This is a genomic window from Flavobacterium sp. Leaf359 (assembly GCF_001423985.1).
Lineage (GTDB): Bacteria > Bacteroidota > Bacteroidia > Flavobacteriales > Flavobacteriaceae > Flavobacterium > Flavobacterium lindanitolerans.
Map to the genome: position 1 here is coordinate 202,262 of NZ_LMPW01000010.1, position 25,270 is coordinate 227,531.

At 37.6% G+C, this 25,270-nt stretch carries 21 protein-coding genes and 1 tRNA gene; 5 read left to right on the forward strand and 17 right to left on the reverse strand.

The genetic code is table 11. From position 1 onward, the window contains the following. The 3 genes from ASG38_RS05180 to ASG38_RS05190 all read left to right on the forward strand — a co-directional run. A partial coding sequence (locus tag ASG38_RS05180) for a T9SS type A sorting domain-containing protein (protein ID WP_162239661.1) occupies positions 1 to 1,579 on the forward strand: 1,579 nt, incomplete at its 5' end. Between the two features lie 330 nt (positions 1,580 to 1,909). Continuing rightward, positions 1,910 to 3,577: a T9SS-dependent choice-of-anchor J family protein gene (locus ASG38_RS05185; RefSeq protein WP_056067830.1), complete on the forward strand. Its 1,668-nt coding sequence runs from the start codon at positions 1,910 to 1,912 to the stop codon at positions 3,575 to 3,577. A gap of 161 nt (positions 3,578 to 3,738) precedes the next feature. Next, positions 3,739 to 4,362: a GyrI-like domain-containing protein gene (locus ASG38_RS05190; protein ID WP_056067831.1), complete on the forward strand. Its 624-nt coding sequence runs from the start codon at positions 3,739 to 3,741 to the stop codon at positions 4,360 to 4,362. 60 nt (positions 4,363 to 4,422) lie between these two features. Here the strand turns inward: ASG38_RS05190 and mgtA are convergent, their stop codons facing one another. The 5 genes from mgtA to ASG38_RS05215 all read right to left on the reverse strand — a co-directional run bounded on the left by mgtA (position 4,423) and on the right by ASG38_RS05215 (position 10,784). Continuing rightward, positions 4,423 to 7,131: a magnesium-translocating P-type ATPase gene (gene mgtA / locus ASG38_RS05195; protein WP_056067834.1), complete on the reverse strand. Its 2,709-nt coding sequence runs from the start codon at positions 7,129 to 7,131 to the stop codon at positions 4,423 to 4,425. Positions 7,132 to 7,230: 99 nt separating this feature from the next. Continuing rightward, the gene (locus tag ASG38_RS05200) at positions 7,231 to 7,941 is read right to left on the reverse strand and encodes an MgtC/SapB family protein (protein WP_056067836.1); all 711 of its coding nucleotides are present in this window, start codon (positions 7,939 to 7,941) and stop codon (positions 7,231 to 7,233) included. 193 nt (positions 7,942 to 8,134) lie between these two features. After that, positions 8,135 to 9,499 carry a HAMP domain-containing sensor histidine kinase gene (locus ASG38_RS05205; protein ID WP_056067838.1) on the reverse strand — a complete coding sequence of 455 codons (1,365 nt, stop codon included), beginning with the start codon at positions 9,497 to 9,499 and terminating at the stop codon, positions 8,135 to 8,137. Further along, a complete protein-coding gene (locus ASG38_RS05210; RefSeq protein WP_056067840.1) occupies positions 9,499 to 10,179 on the reverse strand; it encodes a response regulator transcription factor in 681 nt (226 codons plus the stop codon). The genes ASG38_RS05205 and ASG38_RS05210 overlap by 1 nt, the downstream gene beginning before the upstream one ends. A 125-nt stretch (positions 10,180 to 10,304) precedes the next feature. Continuing rightward, positions 10,305 to 10,784: a hypothetical protein gene (locus ASG38_RS05215; protein ID WP_056067842.1), complete on the reverse strand. Its 480-nt coding sequence runs from the start codon at positions 10,782 to 10,784 to the stop codon at positions 10,305 to 10,307. A gap of 80 nt (positions 10,785 to 10,864) precedes the next feature. Between ASG38_RS05215 and ASG38_RS05220 the strand changes: the two genes are divergently transcribed. After that, positions 10,865 to 11,368 (forward strand): hypothetical protein, encoded by a 504-nt coding sequence (locus tag ASG38_RS05220; RefSeq protein WP_056067844.1) that lies wholly within the window; start codon positions 10,865 to 10,867, stop codon positions 11,366 to 11,368. Positions 11,369 to 11,383: 15 nt separating this feature from the next. On the opposite strand, the gene ASG38_RS05225 is transcribed toward ASG38_RS05220, so the two are convergent. From ASG38_RS05225 to ASG38_RS05275, 12 genes are all read right to left on the reverse strand, one after another. Then, positions 11,384 to 11,785 (reverse strand): DUF5071 domain-containing protein, encoded by a 402-nt coding sequence (locus ASG38_RS05225; RefSeq protein ID WP_056067846.1) that lies wholly within the window; start codon positions 11,783 to 11,785, stop codon positions 11,384 to 11,386. 398 nt (positions 11,786 to 12,183) lie between these two features. Further along, on the reverse strand, positions 12,184 to 12,837 hold the full coding sequence (locus tag ASG38_RS05230; RefSeq protein WP_056067848.1) for a hypothetical protein: 654 nt from the start codon (positions 12,835 to 12,837) through the stop codon (positions 12,184 to 12,186). Then, positions 12,837 to 13,106, reverse strand: coding sequence for a hypothetical protein (locus tag ASG38_RS05235; RefSeq protein ID WP_056067851.1), 270 nt, complete (start codon positions 13,104 to 13,106; stop codon positions 12,837 to 12,839). Before ASG38_RS05235 ends, ASG38_RS05230 begins: the two co-directional genes overlap by 1 nt. 34 nt (positions 13,107 to 13,140) lie before the next feature. Continuing rightward, positions 13,141 to 13,278, reverse strand: coding sequence for a hypothetical protein (locus ASG38_RS17640; protein WP_157486052.1), 138 nt, complete (start codon positions 13,276 to 13,278; stop codon positions 13,141 to 13,143). A gap of 87 nt (positions 13,279 to 13,365) precedes the next feature. Further along, positions 13,366 to 13,731, reverse strand: a complete 366-nt coding sequence (locus ASG38_RS05240; RefSeq protein ID WP_056067853.1) for a hypothetical protein — start codon at positions 13,729 to 13,731, stop codon at positions 13,366 to 13,368. Continuing rightward, positions 13,731 to 14,318: a hypothetical protein gene (locus ASG38_RS05245; RefSeq protein ID WP_157486054.1), complete on the reverse strand. Its 588-nt coding sequence runs from the start codon at positions 14,316 to 14,318 to the stop codon at positions 13,731 to 13,733. Before ASG38_RS05245 ends, ASG38_RS05240 begins: the two co-directional genes overlap by 1 nt. Before the next feature lie 68 nt (positions 14,319 to 14,386). Continuing rightward, entirely contained in the window at positions 14,387 to 14,668 is a 282-nt protein-coding gene (locus ASG38_RS18440) for an RHS repeat domain-containing protein (protein WP_082482160.1), read from the reverse strand. Further along, positions 14,646 to 15,197 (reverse strand): hypothetical protein, encoded by a 552-nt coding sequence (locus ASG38_RS05255; protein ID WP_056067859.1) that lies wholly within the window; start codon positions 15,195 to 15,197, stop codon positions 14,646 to 14,648. Before ASG38_RS05255 ends, ASG38_RS18440 begins: the two co-directional genes overlap by 23 nt. Further along, positions 15,194 to 18,754, reverse strand: a complete 3,561-nt coding sequence (locus tag ASG38_RS05260) for a DUF6443 domain-containing protein (protein ID WP_162239662.1) — start codon at positions 18,752 to 18,754, stop codon at positions 15,194 to 15,196. The genes ASG38_RS05255 and ASG38_RS05260 overlap by 4 nt, the downstream gene beginning before the upstream one ends. Positions 18,755 to 18,764: 10 nt before the next feature. Next, on the reverse strand, positions 18,765 to 22,358 hold the full coding sequence (locus tag ASG38_RS05265; RefSeq protein WP_056067863.1) for a hypothetical protein: 3,594 nt from the start codon (positions 22,356 to 22,358) through the stop codon (positions 18,765 to 18,767). Positions 22,359 to 22,365: 7 nt separating this feature from the next. After that, complete coding sequence (locus ASG38_RS05270) at positions 22,366 to 23,997, reverse strand: T9SS type A sorting domain-containing protein (RefSeq protein ID WP_056067865.1); 1,632 nt, start codon at positions 23,995 to 23,997, stop codon at positions 22,366 to 22,368. A 323-nt stretch (positions 23,998 to 24,320) separates the two neighbouring features. Further along, positions 24,321 to 24,394: transfer RNA gene (locus ASG38_RS05275), tRNA-Ala, on the reverse strand. Positions 24,395 to 24,493: 99 nt separating this feature from the next. On the opposite strand from ASG38_RS05275, the gene ASG38_RS05280 reads away from it, so the two are divergent. Further along, positions 24,494 to 25,261, forward strand: a complete 768-nt coding sequence (locus tag ASG38_RS05280; RefSeq protein ID WP_056068449.1) for an enoyl-CoA hydratase/isomerase family protein — start codon at positions 24,494 to 24,496, stop codon at positions 25,259 to 25,261. Positions 25,262 to 25,270: the final 9 nt, after the last annotated feature.

The following is a 25,270-nucleotide window of genomic DNA, read 5'->3' on the forward strand; positions in this document are numbered from 1 at the left end:
TGTTTGGTACCGTTTTACGGCAACGGAACAGACTATGTCCGTTTTCGTTAATAGGGCAACGGTAAACGCTACGATGTATTTTGCGATGGAAATCTATGAGGACGGCTGCTCGGGCAACCGTTTCAAGTGTATCGAACCGAGTACGAATGGTGTCGGCTATTTCAATACGGACTTCGTGGTTGGCAGGACGTATTATGTGCGCGTACTGAATCCGGGTACTCAACTGACTACTTTGGCTTTCAATATCTGTGTCCAGTCTTTCCCAAAACCTGCAAATGACAGTTGTGCCACAGCCATAGAACTTACACCAAATAATACCTGCGTAAACGTTTCCGGTACATTCAGGGGAGCCTTATTGGATGGAGCAGTTCCTTCCTGTGCTAACACCAGTAGCCAGGACGTATGGTATAAATTTACCGCTACAGGTCAGACGATGACTGTTACGGTGTCAAGAGCAACAACAAATTCAACGATGTATTTCGCCATGGAAATTTATGAAGAAAGCTGTACCGGAAATAGGCTTCAGTGTCTTCCATCAGGCACGAATTTTACAACTTTTACGAATAACAATCTTGTTATAGGCAGAACCTATTATGTTCGCGTATTAAATCCTAATACAGCTATAACTACGCTTCCTTTTACTATCTGTTTGGTAGGGCCGCCTCCGGTAGCTTGTACTCCAGCAGTAACAATTGATGCATCACAGACTTCCATTTGCCAGGGAACAAGCGTTACTTTTACGGCAACACCTGTTAATGGAGGAACAACGCCTTCTTACCAATGGAAAGTCAATGGCAATAACGTTGGTACAAATAGCCCAACTTATACAACTACTACACTTGCAAACGGAAGTACTGTTTCTTGTGTAATGGTAAGTAATGCGGCCTGTGCTTCACCAACTAACGTTACGAGCAATACAATTACCATGAATGTTACTGCTCCAACTGTTCCTGCATTTACGCAGATTGCACCGGTTTGTTCCGGTAATACATTCACACTGCCAACAGTTTCCAATAACGGAATTGGAGGTGTGTGGAGTCCGGCAATAAACAATACAGCAACCACAACGTATACTTTTACACCTACAACGGGTCAATGTGTCACGACAGCGACGATGACAGTTGTTGTTAATTTGGTAAATACTGCAACAGCATTACAGGGAAGTACGATAACAGCATCTGCAACGGGAGCTACCTATCAGTGGATTAATTGTGCGAACAATCAACCTATAAACGGAGCAACCAATGCTTCTTACACGGCAAGTGGAAATGGTTCGTATGCGGTAATCGTGACTCAAAACGGATGCTCCGCAACTTCAAATTGTGTTCAGATAACGAATTTAGGTGTGGACACATTCATAAAAGACGGATTGAAAATTTATCCGAATCCGGTAACAGACCGTCTGTTTATCCAATTGAATGAAGCAACAGATGTTACAATTGCTGATATGACAGGAAAAACAATACAAAAGGAGACTTTAAAGTCTGGAAACAATAGTATTGACGTAAGCTCACTGGCTTCAGGAATGTATTTTATACGTTCCGAATCCGGAGCAACTGCAAAGTTTGTGAAGAAATAATAGTTTTTAATTAGTTTACAAAAAAGGCTCCCTTCCAAAAGATTGGGGGCTTTTTTAATAATATACAATAGGAAAAGTGCGTCTTTTTTCTTCGCTTCTGCATCTTTGCGAATAACTTTTTTTATGTAAAGGTGCGATGCAAAGTGTAAAATTATATACCAGAAAATCAATTTCTTATTAGATATGTTGAATTTGGGAAGTACTCAAACTTAATGTTTTAGTAAAAATAAAAGCCGGTTTTATTTGTATGTTTGCGTCCGATTAACTTTATCTGTGAACCGCTTGTCCTGAAAATTTTGTACGGCTTTTCCGGATTCATACCCCTACAAAATGCAAAAATACTTCAGACTATTGCTTTTATTGGTTTTTTCAAACCTTTGTGCACAAACTACAATTCTTGACCAGACATTGCTTACGCAGGCAAGTTTCAATACATTCACAGCCTACAGTGTCACAGGTTCTCAAGGTTGGACTTTTAGTTCGCAGTATGGGGCTATCTGCAACGGATATGCCGGAGGGCAAAGTTTTGAAAATGAGGATTGGTTTGTAAGTCCTGTAATGAATCTGGACCAGACAGATAACGTAAAACTTACGTTCAGCCATACGCGTGGAAATGCTGCCGTAATGAATGTGGGTGTGTCACAAGGCTGGTATAAGGTTTTTGTTACTTCTAATTTTACAGGCAATCCTGCAACGACAGAATGGATAGAACTGACAGGGCTCAATCAAAATATTCCTGCCGCCTGGCAATATGTTTCTTCAGGTGAACTTATAATTCCTGATGCTGCTAAATCGCAAAATTCACGTATTGCTTTCCGTTATATGAGCAGTGCTACACAAAGTGCTACTTGGGAAATCAAAAATGTAAAAGTAACAGGCGAACCTCAGCCAACAAATCCGAATTCTGGTATTTTTAAAATTACCAATTGGAACACGGAATGGTTGGGCTGTACAACATTTGGACCAACAGACGAAACACTGCAAATTAATAATGTTGTGTCTGCCATGCGTTCCATGAATTCCGATATTTATTGTATTCAGGAAGTTTCGCATACATCTGCATTTCCTTCGATCACAACTTTAGTGTCGCTTTTAGGCAGCGACCAATGGGAAGGTAAAATTGTACCTTACAGTACAGATGATTGTGACCAAAGACAGGCAATTATTTATAAAAAGGCAAGAGTACAATTTATAAATGCAGTGCAGTTAAGCAGTGGTAATTCCGCCCAGGGCAATTCATATTATTTCAATTGGTCCAGCGGCCGTTATCCTGCTTTATATAATGTGAATCTTGTTTCGGGCGCAACATTAGTACCGGTAACTTTGGTAAATATCCACGCCAAGGCAGAAGACGGAAACGCCCTGAGTTATACGCGCAGGTTGGGAGCTTCGCAGGCTTTGAAAACAATTCTTGACGGTGCAGCGTATAATTCGAAAAACCTTATCCTTATAGGGGATTTTAACGATTTTCTTGTCGGAACTTCAAGCAATACGTGTTCGTGTACCGTTTCACCGTATAAAAATTTTATAGACGATACGGCCAATTACAGTGCTGTGACTAAAGACATAATTGACGCAAACACCAATTGGGGAACCCGCCCTATTATTGAAAATATGATTGTTTCTAACGAATTGTCTGCAAACTATATTCCCAACAGCGTGGCACAGGAGGTGACAGTAGCACAAAATATCAGTAATTATTTTAATACGACTTCCAATCATTATCCTGTGAGTGCAAGATTCCAGTTTTCAGTACTTGATACTCCGGAGTTTGCCCACAAAAATACATTGTTGGTTTATCCTAATCCGGCATCAGACCAATTGTTTATCCAACTGGACGAAGCAATTGATGTTGCAATTATGGATATGACAGGAAAAATAATACAACAGGAGTCTTTACAATCCGGAAATAACAGTATTGACGTAAGCCCGCTAGCCCCGGGACTATATTTTGTAAAGTCTGTGAGGGGAGCAATCACAAAGTTTGTGAAGAAATAAATGATTTACAATTAGTTTAAAAAAGTCCCTTTTCGAAAGATTAGGGACTTTTAGTTTTTAGGATTATTGCAATTAATTGTTAAACTGAAAACCTGTTGCCATAGGGTTGTCACTGGCGTAGTTTTATTTTGCGTAATACTAATCAAAAAACGACAGCCAAAATGGAAAAGTTAGATTTAACAAAGAAGTATAAAACCTATTTTGCTTCTAAAACCAAACCTGAAATTGTTGAGATAGAACCGGCTCAATTTATCTCATTAACCGGCAAGGGCGACCCTTCCGAAAAAAAATTTTCAGAAAAGATACAGGCGCTTTATACAACTGCCTATACCATCAAATTTATGTTCAAACAGCAGGACAAGGATTTTACGGTTTCAAAACTGGAAGGACTGTGGTGGTATGACGAAAGAAAATTTGCAGGGATTACTATGGATGAAGCACCAAAAGCAATTGCCAGGAACGAATGGGAATACCGTTTGCTAATCCGGATGCCGGAATATGTGTCAGAAAATGATGTTGACCAGGCAATTCAGGCGGCTTTCGCAAAAAATAAAATGGAACTTGTAAAAGAAATCGAGTTTTTTCGGATGAATGAGGGAAAATCTGTCCAGATGTTGCATGTTGGGCCATTTTCGAAGGAAATTGAAACACTACAGGAAATGAGAAAAGTTATAGAAGAAAATGGCTTTCAAAAAAATGGACTACACCACGAAATATACCTGTCAGATTTCAATAAGACCGAACAGAGCAGACTCAAAACTATTTTAAGGGAACCGGTAAAATAAAATGCAAAACACCAAAAGCCATCGAAATGGCTTTTGGTGTTTTTGCTATAAATACCTGTATTAAAGCCAGGAATTGAATTTTTTAATGAACCAGTTTTTTACTAATTGCGTAAGCAGACAATAGCACGTCAGTATGCCTATAAGCCATGGAAAATAGCTTAAGGGCAGAGGCTGCATTTTTAATGCTGCTGCAAAAGGTAAAAAAGGGATAAGGATGCCTATAACCATAATCAGAGAAGTTAAGGCTACTACCGGAGTTGCCGCCCAGCTTTGTATAAAAGGAACCTTTCTTGTACGTATCATGTGTATGATAAGTGTTTGTGAAAGCAGGCCTTCTACAAACCAACCGCTTTGGAAAAGGGTCTGATGTTCCGGAGTGTTGGCCTTAAAAACGAAAAACATAACGGCAAACGTGGCAAAATCGAAGATGGAGCTTATCGGGCCAATGAAAAGCATAAATCTGGATACGCTACCGGCATCCCATTTTTTGGGTTTCCGGATAAATTCTTCATCCATTTTGTCCCACGGAATCGAAATTTGTGAAATATCATAAAGCAGGTTTTGAACCAGCAGGTGTACGGGTAACATAGGCAGGAATGGTAAGAACATACTTGCTCCCAACATACTGAACATATTACCAAAATTACTACTGGCCGTCATCTTGATGTATTTAATGATATTTCCAAACGTTCGCCTTCCATAGATTACACCTTTACGCAATACCATCAAATCTTTTTCGAGCAAAATAATATCGGCACTTTCTTTCGTAATGTCCACGGCTGTATCTACACTGATACCCACATCTGATTCTTTTAACGCTGCAGCATCATTAATACCATCACCCATAAAGCCAACCGTATGTCCTTTGCCCCGCAAGGCTTTTACGACTCTTACTTTTTGCAAAGGATTTAGTTTGGCGAATACAGAAACCGTATCAATTTGCTGTAATAGTTCATCATCAGTCATTTTTTCCAAATCAATACCGTTGACGACGTGTTGCACAGGAATGCCCACATCATTGCAAATCTTTTTTGCCACGATTTCATTGTCGCCCGTAAGTACTTTTATGCCTACGCCTAATTTCTGCAGGGCTTCAATTGCAGGTTTTGCAGATGGTTTTGCCGGATCAAGGAAGCCAATAAAACCTGTTAAGGTAAGCTGGTTCTCATCCTGAACAGAATAGGTGAGAGGATGTGAACTGTCAAATTCACGAATAGCAACCAGCAAAACCCGCAATCCTTCTTCATTCATTTTTTTAGAAGTGTTCAATACGGTTTTTCGCATCATATCGTCCATAGGCACGACAGAGTCGTTTTCTATGTGAAGGCTGCGGTCATCTCCGGGGTCAAAAGCATTCGTGCATAGCTCCAGCATTTCTTCAACGGCTCCTTTGGTAATAAGAAGGTGTTTGCCATTGTGCGTTTTAAGTACGACAGACATTCGTCTGCGTTGAAAATCAAAAGGAATTTCGTCAACTTTAATATATTGTTCTTCTACCTTCAGATAGTCATGCAAATCGGCGTGTTCCAATACGGCTTCATCCATCAGGTTTTTAAGGCCTGTTTGATGATAGCTGTTGAGATAGGCCCATTTCAGGACTTCATCGTCTTCTATTCCGTAAACATTCAGGTGTTTTTCCAGTACAATTTTATCCAATGTCAGGGTTCCGGTTTTGTCTGTACAAAGAATATCCATAGCTCCAATGTTTTGGATGGAGTTCAGACGTTTTACAATTACCTTATGTCTGCTCATGGTTACAGCGCCTTTTGCAAGGTTGGCTGTCACTATCATAGGCAGCATTTCAGGTGTGAGGCCTACCGCTATGGCAATAGCAAAAAGCAAAGCTTCTGCCCAATCATTTTTCAGTAATCCGTTGATTAAAAAAATAAGCGGAACCATCACGAGCATAAAGCGGATAAGTAAGAAACTGACCTTGTTAATCCCTTTGTCAAAGCTGGTTTCGGGACGTTCTCCCACAATAGACCTGCTAATGCTTCCAAAAAAAGTATAGCTGCCGGTGGCAACAACAATTGCTGTAGCAGATCCGCTCACTACATTTGTACCCATAAAACAAACATTATTGAGCTCTGTAGGCTGCTTTTTTTCTGCATTCCGTATAGGGAAATGACTTTTTTCAACAGGCAGTGCCTCGCCTGTAAGCATACTTTCGCTTACAAAAAGGTCTTTGCTCTGTATGATGCGGCAGTCGGCAGGAATCATATCTCCGGCAGACAGATATACAATATCTCCGGGAACCAATTCACTGATAGGGATTTCTTTTTTACCTGTAAACTTTCTGAATACGGTAGCAGTGGTCTTTACCATACTCTTTAGCTTTTCGGCTGCTGAATTGCTTCGGTATTCCTGTACGAAACGTAAAAGAGCACTTACCAGAATCATAACGGAAACTACGATGACAGTTTTGAAATCGCGGTCTTCTACAGACGGCAACCAAACATCAATAACAAAGGAAACAACAGCAATGACCAGTAGTATGTAAATAAAAGGATTGGCAAATGCTTTCAATAGCTGCATAAGCCGCTTTGGTGCTTTCTGGTGCTGTAATTCATTGATTCCGAATTTCAGTCTGCGTTCCTCCGCAGTAGTATCTGTTATTCCTTTTTCACTGGTTTCCAGCATAGCATAAACAAACTTGTCGTCCTGGCTGGATGCATTTTGCAGTTTAGTGACGGTTCCCATATTCATTCCGTTTGAATTGATTACGGAATGAAGCGGGTTTTTTATCTTCTTTTTTAAACTTGTCATCATTGGGCTTTTTATTTGTTTGATGAATAAGTATTGTGGTATTGCTAAATATTAAAGTAAAAAAGTTGGGAGAAGGATATCTCTGCATGGCTGAAACTATTGCTATAAGTCTGATTCTGTTCCCGTAATCTCCCAACTTACTTTAATTACTTTTTCCTCGATAGTGAGACGGCTTGCCGTTTTTTCTATCAGGTTGTCCTGGGGTGTGGCAGATTTAATCTCTGCGGTTATTGTTACCTGGTTTATATCCTCTGTGTCATTACTGGTTAATGATTTTAATAATAGTTTGTCCTCGTTTCCGAGCATCTGCATCAGCAATACGCGAATCTGATTTTCTACTTCGGTTTTGCATTTAATAGTGAACAGATAGTCCGTTTGTATATTGTTTGATTTTATGAATGTGAGCAAGCTCAACTTTTGTCCAAGCGGGCGGAGAAGCATGTGCGTAAGCATAATCGCAGCCGTAACAATCCCTGCCTGTGCAAATAATCCCAAACCACAAAGCGAACCTACAGCTGCAGAACACCAAATAGTGGCGGCTGTGTTTAAACCTTGTACGCTCAGGCCGTCTTTCATGATTACACCTGCGCCCAGAAAACCAATACCGGTTACAATTTGCGCCGCAATACGGCTTGGGTCACCCGCCACATCTGTCAGCGAAACCGAAAGCAGGATAAAGGCAGCAGAACCTAATGACACCAAAGTATTGGTTCGAAGTCCTGCGCTTTTTTGACGCCACTGTCGTTCAATGCCGATGGAGGCGCCAAATACAAGCGCAAATAACAGGCGTGTAGAAAAACTTAAAAGGGTCATTGGCGTATATTTACTTATCTGCAAGCAAAAAATCAATGCCTCAAACGAAGTCGGGTACAAAAAGAAGTGCCGCGGCTATTCCGCTTTAAGATGAAAAATCATTGTGCTTTTTTGCTGACACAAAAATCTTCATTCTCAATGGAAAGAGCCGTTAGAGAATCAATAGAAAAAAATTAGAATTTTATTAGAAAGGCTAAATGTGGGCCAGTTCAATCGTAAAGACAGTTCCGGGATTTTCAGACTTTACGCTGATAGTGCCTTTATGAAGTGTTATGATTTTTTGTGTAAGCGAAAGGCCAATGCCGTTTCCGTCGGCATATTTTTTATTTTCGCCTCTATAAAACGGAGTAAAGATATTCTCAATGTCTTTTTTCGAAATACCAATGCCTTTGTCTGCGAATCGTAACAGGATTTTTCCATCACCATATGAAAAAGAAACGGTACTCTGTTTGTCATTTGAAAATTTGCAGCCGTTTTCAAACAGGTTGGCAAAAGCTACTTTTAGAAGATATTCATTACCGTTAACAGATATCTGGTCGTCATTCTCAAAATCACTTTCAAAGTGGATATCAATTCTGTAATCAGGATTTGCCTGCTGTACCTGTAATCGGGCATCCAATAATATTTCGTCTATACGCACAGGCTTAAAAGCAATTTCGGATGGGTCGTAGCTCGCTTTTGCCAAATCCAACAGGCTATTGGAAAGGCGTACCAGTTTTTGGGCGTCAGACAGCGCATTGGTTATGGCATCTTTGTATTCATTGATAGTGCGGTCTTTATGGGTTGACAGTTCCAGTTCGGCAATAATGGCCGCAAGAGGCGTTCTTAATTCATGGGAAATATTGGAAACAAAATGTTTTTGTGCCTCGAAAGAATTTTCCAGGCGGTCGAGCATTTCGTTGAATGTGTTGGCCAGTTCTGAAAGTTCGTCTTTGCTTCCGTTGCTCATTAGGCGCAAGTCAAGATTGGTGGCAGAAATGTTTGCTGCCTTTTCGGTCATTTCCTTTACAGGGCCAAATGCTTTTTTTGAAAAGAAACGCCCGGCAATGTAGATAAACAGAACAGAAATGATAAAAACAATAACGATAGTCTTAAACAGATTATTAAGTTTGATATAACCATTTTGGTCATAAGCTGTGGCGGTAACTATATAATAGCTATTCTGGAATTCATACCGAAGCCCGATAACCTGCCAATTTTGCTGATAAAAGCTGATTTCTCCTTTTTGGTTAATCTCGTTTATCATCTGCCTGGTTTCCTTCACATAATCAATGTCAACAGCATCATGATAAAGCAAATCAAAGGATGGGTCATAAATAGCAACTTCTACTTCATTTAATATCTTTCGGTTGCTATGGTAGATTTCCTGTAAGGTTTTTTTATCCACTCTGGCATTTAAAAAAAGATTGGCTTTGGTAATGGCTTCTTTTTTTAATAAGGAATAAAACTCCTTTTCCCTGTTTTCTTTTGCCGTAAAATAGATAACCGCAGCGAAGACCAGTAGAATTGTCGCTGTAATTAGGGTGAATAGTAAAGTGAGCTGTGTCCTGATTTTCATTATTCTGCCTTCAAAATAAATCCCATTCCTGATTTGGTGTGTATGAGTTTCTTTTCAAAATCCCGGTCGATTTTTTTTCTCAGATAATTGATGTAGACATCAATAAAATTGGTGCCGGTATCAAAATGGGTGTCCCATACTTTTTCGGCAATTTCAATACGCGATAATACCCGTTCCGGATTGTGCATCAGATATTCCAAAAGTTTAAATTCTTTTGGTGTAAGGCTAATTTCCTGTCCGTCCCGTTTCACGATTTTGGTGTGCAGGTTCATTTCAAGGTCAGCAAAACGTATAATAAAACCGACACTGTTTGCGGTTTTGGTATTGCGTTTTAGCAATGCCCGGACACGCACCAACAGTTCGCGCATTTCAAAAGGTTTGACCAGATAATCATCTGCTCCGGCATCAAATCCTTCTACTTTATCATCTGTTGTGCCCAGGGCTGTCAACATGATAATGGGAATGTCGGGTTTGGTTTCCCGTATTTGCCTGCATACGTCAATTCCATCCATTTTTGGCAAAATAATATCTGTAATAATCAGCTTGTAGTTATTTTGCAACCCTAGCTTCTTTCCTGAAAGGCCGTCATAGGCTAAAGTAACAGTAAAACCCTGTTCTTCAAGTCCTCTTTGTATGAGTTCGGCTACCCTTTGGTCGTCTTCTATTACTAAAATTGCCATTTTTTGCTTTTTGGAGTGGAGTATACAAAGCTACGAAATAAGCTGTATTATAAAGAAGTAATGTAAAAAGTGGGTCAGTTACAGTTAAAAATGTTTTAAGACTTATCGAAGATTTACCTTTTGACTTATGGGCTATCGAGGATAGAAATCAGGTGTTTTTTGTTGAGAGTAGAATTTTTCTTAACAAAATCAATATCGCTTTCTACAGAGATTATATGAATTTGACCCTGATAAAGAATGCCGCTTGTATTGCTAAAAATAGCCTTTCCATTGTTAGAATCAACTTTTACAAAATCACCCTTTTTTAGATTACTTGAAACAGTAATGTAAATTTCTGCTGCCGAATCTTTAATAGTATATGGTAATATATGTTTGGTGTTAATGATGGGATTAAATTCCTTGCAATTTGTTTCCTTGATTTTAATTGTGATAATCCCGAAATCATGGTTTTTTGAAACCTGTAAGCCGGTAATGGTGCCTGAAAATTTAATTTCATTGAATATTAAATTATAAATCTTTTTTTCTTTTTCCCGATTTTTGTGCTGAATAATTGAACTTACTATCAATAAAATAATAATAATTGGGATGCTGTATTTATATTTCATGATATTTGTTTTTAGTTTTCTATTTCGAGAAAAATTAAAGTCTAAAATTATTAAAATTTAGAAATGAAATCTTTTAACTCATGAAATTCAATCCGATTGAAATACAAAGAATAGATTCGGCAGGGAATTTTAAACTGAATGAATATTATATTCTATCTTATTTATATTCCGACGGATGGACTGAAAGGAGTTTAAGCGCAAATTTTTATATTGACATATATTACAATTCCAAAATCGAATTTAATTTTTCCAAATGGAATACTGTCAAAGAATTTTTAGAAAAATTCGAATTTCAAATCGAAATCGAAACACCAATTGAAATAAAAACTTTGATACTTGAACTTGTTAATCAAGAAGAATTGCAATTAAATTATAATTACAGTGATTTTTTCCTTGAGGACTCAAATAAAGAGCATTTTGTTCTCAATCATGGTAATCAATCTCACAATGTTGGAATTGGAATACTACTTAATAAGCCCACTCCAAAAAATAAATCTGAAGAAATCTTTTTCAATTTGTATGCTGAGTTTAAAGATTGGAAAGAAACATTATATAGTGATTTATTAAACAGTGAGTTATTATGAATAAGTTGTTGTAGATTAAAAAGGGATATGGTATTTTTCTAATATTTCCATTGCAATTACATCAACCTCTTCTTCTTTTTCTTGTTTTGATGCATTTAAGTAAACCCTTTTTACTTCGAGTAATATTTTCTGACTAGGTGTAATCTCAGAATGTAATATTAGGCCATGAAGAATCCAATATTTCCATATTTCATCATTACTTTTCAAAATCGATATCAATTCCTCTTGAATTTCATTGATATGAGGAGAGAAATAATCGGCTATTAACGGGGCTTGAGGCCAATTCATGTCCTGCATCCATTCTAATAATTGTGGAATTATATCTCTTATTTCAGAAATAGATTTCAGCTTTAAATTATTGATGAAATTTGAGTCTTCTTTGTTTTTTGGTACTAAGTTTTTGGGGTCTATTTTCATCTAATTAATCTGTATTGTTTTTTTATAAAATATAAGATTTACGGTAATCTTTTTAAATTATATAATAACGTGACGTTTTCTTTTTCGATCGTTTTCTATTACTCAAATTGCCATTTTTTGCTTTTTGGAGAGGAATATACAATCTAGGAAATTATAAAAAGAATATAAAGTTGGCGTTTGTCTTGCAATTATGGTATAAACAAAAAAGCAACCCGAAGGTTGCTTTAGAATTAATTGAAAAATAGATTCGAACTTGTCAAGAATAATTTTATCAAATGACAAAGAATATTTTTGCAACAAGAATATGATTTGATTAGAATATAAGCTATTGTTAGAATTGCTAAAAGTTTCTTCATTTTGGGTTTAATTTTTGTCCAATCCGTTTTTAAGTCTTGTATCTAATCAATTGGAAATTCTGTGTATTTATACAAAACTTTTCCATTTTTTGCATTTAGTTTGATTACATCTGTACCGCCATCTGAATTGCTTTCTGTTTTTATGGTCCAGGTTACCTTCCATTTCTTTTCATTTTCTTCATAAAAATTAAGCCCCTTCCATCTTGGATCTTCATCCAGCACACATGAAAAAATCGTATTAAGACCATTTTTTTTTGCGATTTCAATAGCAGTAATAGGGCTAATCAATTTACCATTTTTTAGGTTTTTCATTATGTTTTCATAATATTTGAGTTTGTCGGGAATTTTCTCATCGCATTTTAGAGAGATACTGTAAATGGAGTATTCTTTATACCTTACATTATAAATAAAATTATATGTCAGGAAATAATTTTTATCTTTTAAATTAATAGTATTTAATTCAGATAATCTTACTCGTTTTAATTGAATTTCATCATCATCATTGTTCCTGAAATCGATATTAATATAGCTGGTTTCATCGTTAAATTTTAAACTAAAATCCAAGTTCTCTTTATTAAATATAAGAACTTTATTGTCTGATATCGTTTTACAAGAATCAATGATCTGTAAATTTTTATCTTGAGACAATACATAATAAGGAATTAATAATAAAATTATGTGACAGTAATTTTTCATTATTGATTTTGAATTAAAGTTAATTTTCCAACTGAACCTTCTGTGATTCTGTCATTTTCTTTTGATGTTAAATAAGCCGAACGGATTACACTATATGTGCTAATGCGTGGACCATCTCTGCCATCAACTTCTATTGTCTGCCCCATACGCCCCATTATTGCTCGAATCCCATCTTTGTCAACATATGACATAGAATAAGTATATACTCCTTCTCCACAATCCCCAAGGCAGTTTGCTGGCCTTTTTTCACGTGCAAAAGTATAATCCATTATATGGCCTGTATCTTTGTGGTTTCCACCTAAATTATGCCCCTATCTCATGAATCATAGTGCCTTTATAGATTGCTTCCAATGATTTGCCAGGTGCTTTTTGTCGCGTATTTTCTATCTCTTTCGAACGTCTTTCAATAATCCTGATTAATTCGTGTTTTTTAATTATCATTTTATTGTTGTCTAAGAAGATTAATTTTTTTAGGTCTTCTGTTTGTCCAATTAAGGAAATCCCTCGCTTGAATGGCGAGGGATTTTATCAAGGAATCCTTTTAAGAGTAACACTATTATTATAAATAAGTTTATCCCTACTCTTTATTTTTACTTCTTGAATCCTCTGACTCATATATCCGCTTCGCAAAGTTTCAACCATATCGTTTGGCTCATTGCAAGACAATACTAACAAATCCGAATCTTTGAGATCCCATTTGCCCTCGCATCCAGATTTAGCATCTAAGGCTGTAAATTTGAGGTCAAATGTCTTATCCGCATTTAATGAAAGGCGGTAATTATAGTCTTTTCCAATAGCTACGTATGTTCCAATCATATTGTTATCGGAAACTTGAGCAACTTTACAGGAACTTGATAAGAAAATTAGGAATATAGCACAGATTAAGTTTCTCATTATTTTCTAAATTTTAAAGTTGTAATCGATTTATATGTAAAATTACTTGGCAAACTTTGAAGTGATGAATTGTTAGGATAGCCTTTTAAAATATCTGCTCTTCCAGAATTCGTATTCAAAGGGTAAACCGCTGTGTTTGCCGCACCACCAGGAGCATAAATTTTATTACCGCTTGAATCGCTTAGATTTTGCAGCCAATTAACCGTAATCCCTGAAAAAGAATTAGCCGTTGATGTAGAATTCAATCCAGAAACAGAAGACGGATCATAAGCATATTGAGCTTTATAAGCTGCAATTTCATCGCCAGTATCATTTGCGTAAGTAACCCCAGGAGTAGTGGAATCAAATGCAATATCCCCGCTTTCAAATTGTCCAGCATGAGTCGTTTCGTGAACAAAATTAGCGGTATTTCCGAAACTAATCACGACATCCCCAGTAGCAGGGTCATAGGACGTATCCCCTGTTGCTCCCGCTGCAATTTTGTTTAAGCTGTACGATTGAGAACTTTGCTCTAAGGTACTTAAATTATTCATTGTTCCTGTCAGACTTGTAATTCTATCATTCACGTCGCCAATCTTTCCCGCCAACTTTTGTGCACTCCATCCTTTGGCCGCTGCCGTCGCATTAAGTTTGTTGACTTTCCCTCGAAGAGAATTTAATTCGTTTGAAACTGCGGTCTTTGCTTATTCCATTCTTTTTGACTTCCTGGTGTTACAACCATCCCATCTGGGTCAATAAAGAAGACAGGATTATTCATTGCGTAGCTATAGGGAGAAAACCTTCTTGAACTCTCTGCCATTGGGTCAATATTGTTTCTTCGTCCCGTTGCAGGGTCATAAAGCATAGCATGATAGTCGTAAAGATTAAGCCTCAGCTCATCTTGCCACTCTTTTCCATTGTACTTATATTTGTAATCAGTTCTTGAAAGAGTTTCTATACATTATCTCTAAAATGTCCTTGAGTGTATTTAGATTTAGATTACGTTCAGTTTTTTTAAAACTTAATTTCCCATCAGTAAAATATTTTGCCACAATATTACCATCCCTTTTGATTAACATTAAGTAAAAAGTATCATCTGAAATATATTCACCACATTGTTCATAGTAATACTTTTTATTAATAGAACGAATGCCGCTTGAAAGTACTTCAATTTCAGAATCATTTAAGAGTATTTGATTCTCATTTGAATTATAATAAATTAATTTATCGTTAATAGCTTTTATTTCAGTAAATTTTCCATGTTTCATATTAGCTGGAAATTGACAAAACAAAACCCCTGTTTTATTATTTCCAAATTCTTTTAGTTTATTTTTAAACACCTGAGTAGTATCTAAATTGGTATATAAGCTGTCAAATGCTTTCAGGTTTTCTGTTTCTGAAACATCACAATTGTTATTATGTGTTGATTTTTGACTTTTACATGAAATCATGAAAAACAATGCGGATATTAAAATTATCTTTTTCATTTTTTTGTTACGGGTAAATTATATGTTCTACTCAAATATCCTTTTGCATTATAGGGATTATTTTCCAACAGTTTGTATGTTGTAGTCTGATATTCAATTTTAGAAAAAGAACCTCCCGTATATACTGCTTTCCTTGAAAAATATTGTGATAATAAATTCATGTTTTGTGCACCATTCGTAATTAATTCTGCTCTAACCATATTTTCGACATGAGATGCAAATCTTTCCCTTTTTTCTAATGCGTTGTTATAGAGAGTAACATCAAATGGATTAGCTGTTTGTCTGTCTAATGATTTCAACTCACTTTCCAATCCGTTCATTTTAGCCCAAGCATGCCCACCTTCATGTCCTATTTGCGCTTGAATATTTGATTCATTACTACTAATTCCGTCCAAATAATCAGAAGAGCCGTTGCCTATTCCAATCTTAATATTAGTACCTCCTGATTCGGTCTTCTTCGTATCTCCACCCGTAGTTTTTTGAGCATAAATAGTATGGGTTGCAGAATCGGCATCTAAGTCATTGTATATTGCAGAAGCAGTTTCAGAATTTTTCATTGTTTCTCGATACTCTTTTTTTAATTCTCTCCTTGCTTCCCTATATTCTTTCCTTGAAGAAAACTGTTTGCTTAATTCTTCATCTTTTTGCACATCGCTCCAAGTTGCCCATCTTATTCTCATTCCATCAGGGTCAATAAAAAAAACAGGGTTATTTACAGTATAAACATAAGGGGAGCTATTATCATACTTCTCCGCCAGCGGATCAATATTCATCCACCTACCAATCGCAGGGTCATAATTCCTAGCTCCGTAGTCGTAGAAGTTAAGCCCCAGCTCGTCCTGGAACTCCTTCCCGTTGTACTTATATTTATACTCCAACGGTGCACTCGGTCTTCCAGGTCTTAAACTTACCTTTTCATCAATCCTTTGGAAAGAATTCCAGCCTGAGCTATAATTGGTATGCTTGAGCCCAAATGGATAGTAATGGTTTTCTTCAATAATCTTAAGAACGTTAGTAACCGGATCGAGCCCATAAGAAAGGCGAATGTTGCCCAAATGGTCTTTATAGTTAAAGACATAATTATAACTTTCAGGCGTTATTACAGTCTCGTTTCCTAAACTGCCACCATAGACTGCCGGTGTGTAATTTACATAGCCTTCAGCTGTTGGAAAGAATAAAAGTGTTTTGCCCTTGTACTGAAATCCTTGAAGATAGGTGAAAGACCTGGGTGTTCCAACTTCAGTGACCAGCTTTTGAACTTTTTTTCCGGCAGCATCGTAAAGATATTCAATTTTATTGGATTCTGAACCAAAAACAATTTTTATAGGCAGATTCAGATGGTTATACAGTATTTGAGTGATGCCTTTGTTCTGATCAGAAATCATATTCCCGTTAGCGTCATAAGCAAAGTCGTCTTCGGGGTCAGTATATCCGTCAGGGCTATCGTCAATGAAACCTTCGGGGTTAAAGCTATAGTCAAGCACTTTCATCAATTGATTTTTCTTCTGCGGATGATAACTGTAGGCCAGCCTGTCCATTTCAAGAGCCATAAAATCTCCGTCATATCCTCCATTTCTGGACAAATCTGTAATATTCCCATTTTTGTCATAGGAAATTTCTTCATCATAAGAATTAAATACGCTACCGCTTTTTTGATAAAGGGCTCTGTTAAGACGGTTAAGATCGTCGTACTTATACCCATAAGATCTTATGATGTCGTTACTGGATGTTCTCCAAAAGGTTTCAGAAATGTTTCCATTGTATAGAGGTTTTATTTCTCCATAAACTGTGTTTTCTACTGTTTCGTAATTAATCTTAAATGCGAATAAGTCATCAGGGTTGCCAGCTTGTATGAGATTATCTATTTTGTTGATTTCTTTTAGCCAGCCCTTAATGTTGTATGTATAATCGATTTTCTGTAAAGGATTAGTGCCGGATAAATCAGTGCCTCCCGTTCGTTTTACAATAAGCCTGCCTAATTCATCATATTCATTTTTGGCAAGTAGTTGTGGTATTCCATTTTCACCAACCTGATGGGTATGCTTTATCATACGATCCTGGTCAGAATAGGTATAACTGTCTTTTATGTAAATTTCACCTACGCCAGCCCTAGAATGTCTTGTCACAGAATAGATCACTTTGCCTGAAAAATCGAATTTGCTGTCAATTGTCGTATAGCCGCCAAGATAGTTTATCGTTTTTGAGCGTATTGTTCTGTCTTTTGAATCATAGAGAGAATAGGATAGTTCGCCAGTAGCTGAGGCCGATAAGTCCGGAATACGTAACCATGTTCCAGTCTGTAAACCTTTAGGCTTTACCGTATTGTTATAATAGACTGTTTGTCCTTCGATAGGGTCAAAGTTTGTCGGGGCATTAGGGTAATTATAATCGTCGTAATAGTTTACGCTCAATAGTTTCATTCCACTTGTCGGGAAAGCTACACTGGTATAGCCGATATTAATATTGTCAACGGTACCTCCTGATAGCCTTTTTTCGGAAAAATTGTTGTTAATGTTATTGAGTTGAGACTGAAGCACACTGCGCGTTTCATTTGTACTAAGCCATCCTGTATAAACAGGTCGGTTAAACAGGTCGTATTTGGTTATCAGACAGCCTGATCCATTTCCATTAAAAGGCGAAACGGCTGGTCCCGTTGCCACAACACGATCAAGTTTATCATATACCATATATTCCCATTGTTTTCCGGGAAGCTTCTTCTCAATAAGCCTGTTTCTATTATCATACTTATATTGATAACAGAGATCGTTTAGCTGGGTTGCAGGATTGTCGACTAAGGGAGGGAATACATAGGAGAGGTTGCCATATTGGTCGTAAACATAATAAGTGTCATGACTTACACCAGCGTTGTATGTACGCTTCAATACTAATCGCCCATCTTTGTCTATGTACTCTTCAATAGTGTTGTTTAAGCCACTGGTCCAGTTCTCATTTTTGGTTATTGTTTTATATAATTGGCCTTCGTTATAGATTGCCGATAAGAGTGAAACATCATATACTCCTTGAGCCGAATTCCATGTAGCAGTTGCTTTATAAAGTTTTACACCGTCTTGTGAGGTATTTGTCAAATAATCGATTTTTATTTCTTTGCCACTGCCCATTGACCAGGCCAATCCCGGAGCTGATTTCTTTAGCGTTTTGTTTAAAGGAGAATTCTCAAGAATCTTTTCTTCATACGGTACCTTTCCTTGATATTCAGGATAATTAAGTACTTCTGTAAGCGCTCCGTCTATATAATCTAAATCTGTTCTTTGAGAAACGTATGGAAGATATTCCTTTAACTGTCTGCCAAAAGCGTCATATTCGGTCGCAGTTGTCATACTTTTGCCATTTCCTGACTGGCCTTTGGTGACCATCTGAAGTAGTCTGCCCATTCCGTCAAAATAAGAAGTGCTCTCTACAGCCTGATTCAGCGAAGGAGTTAATATACTTGACGTACTAGGAACTTTATAGGTGGTTGTTTTAATATAATTTTTGTCCTGACTTTGTCCAAACGCAATGAAAGGAAGTAGCAATACTAGGTATGTTAATTTTTTCATTTGCTCCGTTTTATGGTTTATAATGATATTCATTCTCAGAAAGGATGTTGTTGTCCCGATCTCTTACTTGCTTCAATCTGCCCTTATTGTCATAATGATAACTTGCCTTATTGCCTTTGGAGTCCGTTTTTGTTGAGATTCCAATTCCTGGTTTGTATGTAAATGCAGTGACCAGGGCGTCAGGGAAAGCGGTTCTTAAAGCATCTAATGCCAATAATAGGTCTGCTTCCGTACCTGTATCTGATTTTTGTTGTAAATCAGTTATTGTAGAAGCAGGTATAGTATTGTAGGCTAAATTTTCAATTTTTGCTATTGGCAGTGTCTTTTTATAGCCCCATATAAGGCTTATAGGTATGCTGTTGGCTTTTTTATACTGTAGCAGGTTTCCTTTTTCATCATATCTTTCAAGATTGAATTCTGTTTGAGGTACGGTTGTGTTTCCTCCTTTCAATGTCTTGACAGATGCTTCTGCTAAAAGAGAACCATTGAATAGACCATATTCTTTATCTACCTGTTCTAATAATTCTGTTCCGGAATATTGTTTTGAGCGTAATGGTGAGCCAATAATGTTTTTGGATACAAGCTCAGAGGTGTAAGGAAAAGATGCTATTTCTGCATCACCCGGATAATAGTTTTTTATGATCTTGTTTGCTCCGCTTTCTGATGTTGTTTCTGTAATTACCGAAGGTTGGTATTTATTGTTATAGTCATAGGAAATTGTTTTTTCAAGTTGTCCATTTGAAAAATATTCTGTTGTTTTTTTCAGTAGTACAGGAGTCACTTCATCCTTGATTTCGTAAATCTGCATGTTTTCTATGGTTCCACCTACTACAGGGCTACTTCCAATACAAGCAAAACTATAATTCAGGTGGAATTTTATATGCATTCCAATACCTACTTTCCTCGGAGGGTAATAGTCGTGGTACATATAGGTGTTTTCTTCCCTTCTTTTTAAATTTCCTAAAGCATCGAAATGTTCAGTTTTAAGTAGGTCCCCATTACTTTCTTCATATGTCCTTTTTGGTGACAGAGCAAGATTTAAATTGTCATAAATAGGATTGTTGGGTCTGTAGATCATATGGGAAGAAACGCTGGAATAGAACACGCTCTCATTTTTGTTTGCAGAATAATGATATACTGCCTTTCCATTTGTTTCAATACCTGTATTAGCGGAAAAGATTTCCTCAATTCTTGAATATCCCACATGGGCTTGTGAAGGAGCGTATTGGTTTCGTCTGTTTTCAGAATATACGGTCACATTTCTTACGGAGCATCCACTTGCACAACTGTTACCATTGGGGCACAGGAAGTCATCAGTACCATATGAGTAGTCATTAGCAAAATCTAATACATCCATCAGTATACCTGATGAGTACAATTCTGAGGATGATGGCAATGCCGTTACGTATTTGTACTCCTTTTTATCTGTAATAGTCGCATCGTAATTATAATTAGTGATTTTTTTGACCCTAGCCCCACCAATTTCTTTATTGTAGTTAGCATAGATGGATGATTTTGGGATTTTTACTTTTGCACGTACCGGGAAATAGTACTGTTTCATATAATCAGGATTTCCAGGTTGGAACCCTTCTTCTGCATCAAGCAAATTAGAGATATGTTTTAGTGCTGTTACCCTAAAATAATAGCTGCCAGCAGGTAAATCGCTTAAAGGGATGTTGATAACGGCTACTCCATTATTTATGGAAAGTGGAGGGCATAGGAGATTGCACACGATATCGGAAGAAAACCGTCTTGTTAATACAACCTGATTGTTGGATGCATTGATAATCTGAAGTGCTGGTTTCCATGCATCGACATCCAAAACGGTACATTTTCTATAGGATTCTGTTCCGCCACCAGGAACAAATCCACTACCACAACTTATTTCCAGGACAATATGCCCGAAAATGCTTGACGGTGGGGTACCTACACCTGACTCTTTTTTCCATGCATAATCTACAGGTGTGCCATTTAAGGTAAATACCGCAGAATTTCCAGGAGATGACTCGTCATATGATTCAGCTTGAAATACTTCAACATCTTCAAAGGGCACATTTGTGTTCTTAGTTTGACTATTAAGAAGTATAGAATGTGGCTCATAAGTGATCTCGCTATAACCTTTTGTTGGATAATATATTTTGGTCAGGAGTCCATTCTTACCAAAATTAAAATCGGGAGATTTGTCTGCTGCTATAATTGAAACCATAGTAGGCGTACTCAGACAATTTTTTAAAGCCTTGTATGATGGATATAAATGTTCATTCGTTTTGCCATTATAATATCCCCAATAGTCTGTTGATTTGGTTAGTTTATTGGGTAATTGGTCAGGATTTAGGTACTCAAAACGCCTGAGCATTTCTCCATTCTCGAATATATTATCCAGTTTTAATCTGAGATATTCCTGTGTGAATTGAGAATTAAACGTGGCGTTTGCATTGAAATAAGAATAGCCGAATTGGAAGTCTTTTACCGTTTGGTTTTTTAAATCTTTAACATAAATGTGGTCCAGTTTTTTAGGTTTTTCATTTCTGTAGTTGGCGATTGAGGTAACTATCGGGTATCTTCCATTATTTCCGTCCATTAAATCTAGCCTGTCTGATCCTACAAAATCTACCCTAAAATCATCATAAACAATTGAAGCAAGATAGAGCGCAGCATGACAGTTAAGAGAACGTGATGGGCGGATATATGAACTGATATAGCCTCCCCATGGTGCAAAATTATCTAAATTGGGGCATACTAAATTATGTCCTTTTTCACTGGCTATCGGTTGGTCTTTAATAGTAGCCCTTTCGTAATAGTTGTAATAAAGCGTATTGCCTTTTGGAGATACAATCTTTTCTATTTTCCAACCTGTAATCATGGGATTGTCAAATCCGCTGAGCACTGCGAAATCATTAGCGATTTGTCTTTCAACTGCGGTGACTGAATATTCTGGATTTGTAAAATAAAATACAAATCCTCTGTCATTGGTTACAGTAAAGGTTTTAGCACTTTCATTATAGACAACCCGTATCCTGCTGTCAGCATTAATCATGACAGTGCCAATAACACCACCGTTGAGGTTTTTCTGAGTAAGTATAAATTTTGCGCTTTCACCAAACAAGTTCACGGTAAAAATGTCGGGTTCAGTATCATAAGTGTTTACAATGTTGTTGTAATCTTCATGTACGCCTAGTTCTTCCCAGAGAGGACTCGCATAACTGAAGTTATAAGAAAACTCTGGAAGAGCATATCTTGTGTAAGGGAATCCTACATTTGCTCCTACCTGCGTAACATCATCAAGCCCTCTTGTGTTTCTGGTAATAACAGGTTCTACCGAAAGCCCCCAACCCAATCCAACCCAGCTGGCTTCTTGTCTTGCCAAAATGCCACCTGTTGAGTAGGAAAGCGCAATGGGGATTTTTAGCCCATCAAAATCAATTTCGTGTAAAGGGACGTCTATATTGGCAGTGCCACTATAATAATTCATGGGTAGTTCGCCATACTTGCCAAGGCTCGCAACTTCAGGGTTGGGCTTTGTCAACTCTGGAATAGTCTTGTCTAATTGGGCATTCGCATTAAAATTTATGGCAAACAACAGTATATAATAATATTTTTTCATGACATGTCTAGTTTTTAATAATAGTCTTGGCTACTTTGATAGCGTCATTCTGTACATTCGTCCTGATTTCGACCAAATAAATTCCTATAGGTAGTCCTCCAAGGTCAACAGGAACGGTTCTGTTCTGGATATCGAAGTGCTGCAACTGGCGGCCTGACAAGTCAAATACGGTTGCTGTGCCTTTCTCGAACTCATAACCTACGATAACATTGGTAAATTGAGCTGTAGGATTCGGGAAGGCCTCGATAGGACTTTTCTCTTCTTTCTTTTTCTTTTCGTTTTTTAGCTTAACAACCCAGAAATCGTTTCTTCCTTGTGAAGAGTTGCGGTCGCGGGAATTGCTGCCTTTGGAAGTCCCGGCCAATAAATATCCCCCATCGCGAACCCTGACAGCTTTTCTCAAAATATCCTGCCCGTTGCTTCCTACGGTCTTTCGCCATTGTTCTTCTCCTTTCTCATTAATTTTTATGGCCACATAATCATTAATGTCTTCCTTGTCCTTTTTCTTATCGGTGGCAGTTTCGCTCATTGCATGTCCACCAATCAGCAAGGAACCGTCTTCATTTTCAACCAGAGAAGCAAGTAGGTCGGTTTTTCCAATATCATAAGTTTCCTGCCATAGTATCTCGCCAGATGAATCTATTTTCAGAAGCCAGAAGTCGATGCCGTTCTTATTTGAGGCGTTTTTATTGCCGGTGGTTTCAGAAGCTGAATTTCCTGCCAGTATATAGTTGCCGTCTGAGGTATGAAGCATCGTCTTGAGCTGTTCATCGCCTTCTCCGCCATAGACCTTCTGCCATTCAATCGTTCCGAACTTGTCTGTTTTTATTACCCAATAATCGCTTTCACCATATCTTTTTTCAGTCTTGTCTCCTGTTGCTGTAGAGTTTGAAGATCCGGCAAGCATATAGCCTCCATCGTCTGTCTGGATGATGCTTCGCAACTCATCATGGTATTGTCCGCCGATAGTTTTCTGCCATTCAATTTGACCCTCATTGTCTAGCTTTACGATCCAATAATCAAGGCCGCCCTGACTATCCTCTTTTTTTCCAAACGCATCTTCTTTTCCATTTTTCAGCTTTTCACTTCGGGAAGAGCCGGAAGAACCACCTATGATATAACCACCGTCTGAAGTTGATGCAATGCTTTGCAGAAGTTCCTGTCCGGTACCGCCTATAGTGCGCTGCCACTGTTCGGCTCCCTTGGCATTTAATTTTATGATCCAGAAGTCTTCAAGCCCTTTACATTCATCTTTTTTATGAAGGCCTTTAGGCGAATTGGAAGTGCCTGCTAAAATAAAACCTCCATCTGGCGTCAGTTTTATACTTTGTAGCAGATCAGCTCCGGAGCCCCCGAATCCTTTTTGCCAATCGAGATTACCCTTTTCATCCATTTTCCAGATGAAATAATCCAGATTTCCATTGTTATCATCAGTTTTGTTTCCCGTATTTTTGGATAACGAGCTTCCAGCGAGAATAAAACCATAATCAGGAGTTGGTTGGGCATCAAACAAGTAGTCTGAGTGTTTTCCTCCGTAGGATTTCTCCCAGAGGATGTCCTGGGCGTTAAGTGCCCCCGCAGAAAGCAGGAAACAAAGTCCGGCAGCCAGTCTTGCCGGAAAGGGTCTGATGGGGTTCATGTGTCTGTAGTTATTTAAGTTAAGTATTGTTAATTTGTGTTAAAACGTAAAGAAATAAAATTTTATTATTGAAATATAACATTTTATAAATGAAAATATAGTTTATGACAAATCTAGGTGCATTCGAAAGTCTTCTATTACAGAAAATCTGTAAAAAATGTTAAAATTTAAAAGAAGTGAATTTATTGAAGACGGAATTAAATATAGTAAAGGATACAAGTGAAATATGATGAAATGGTGGTGAAATGATAAATCAGGAGTTATTGAGGTTTTTGTTAAATAAAAAAGGACAAATCGATACAATATCAATCTGTCCTATCAGGTGGAGAAGATGGGATTCGAACCCACTACCTCTTGGCTGCCAGCCAAGCGCTCTAGCCAAGTGAGCTACATCCCCAAAGCATGTGGCAAATTAAGGGAATTAATTTTCAAAAAGCAAATACCTTCCGATGAATTTATTTTGCAAAAGCGTAACTTTACCTGCAAATATTTTTTTATGACCACACAAAGATTAAACGGGTCTCTGTATACCGTTATCGAAAATAAAATAGCAACCGTTGAATTCGGACATCCCGCAAGTAATTCCTTCCCAAGTGAATTATTACAAAGACTGACAGACGAATTAAACAATTTGAGCAGCAATCCGGACGTAAATCTGATTATTCTAAAAAGCGAAGGCGATGGGGCATTTTGTGCCGGAGCTTCTTTTGATGAGCTTTTGGCTGTATCGAACCTTATGGAAGGAACCAGTTTCTTTTCGGGTTTTGCAAACGTAATCAATGCTATGCGCAAATGCTCCAAACTGATTGTTGGACGCATTCATGGGAAAGCCGTTGGTGGTGGTGTAGGACTGGCTGCGGCATGCGATTATGCTTTTGCAACAGTAGACAGCGCTATTAAACTATCAGAACTGGCTATCGGAATTGGGCCTTTTGTGATTGAACCGGCCGTTTCAAGAAAAATAGGTAAGGGCGCTTTAGGCGAAATGACGTTGGCAGCACACGAATGGAAAAATGCCTATTGGGCTCAGGAAAAAGGCCTGTATGCCAAAGTTTTTGAAACAAAAGAAGATTTGGATAAAGAGTTGGAAATTTTTACTTCAAAATTAGCATCCTATAATCAGGAAGCCTTGTCTGAAATGAAAAAAGTACTGTGGGAAGGAACCGAAAATTGGGATACGCTTTTGTATGAAAGAGCTTCAATTTCAGGGAAGTTGGTTTTGTCAGATTTTAGCAGAAATGCCCTGAACCAATTCAAAAAGTAACTAAATTTG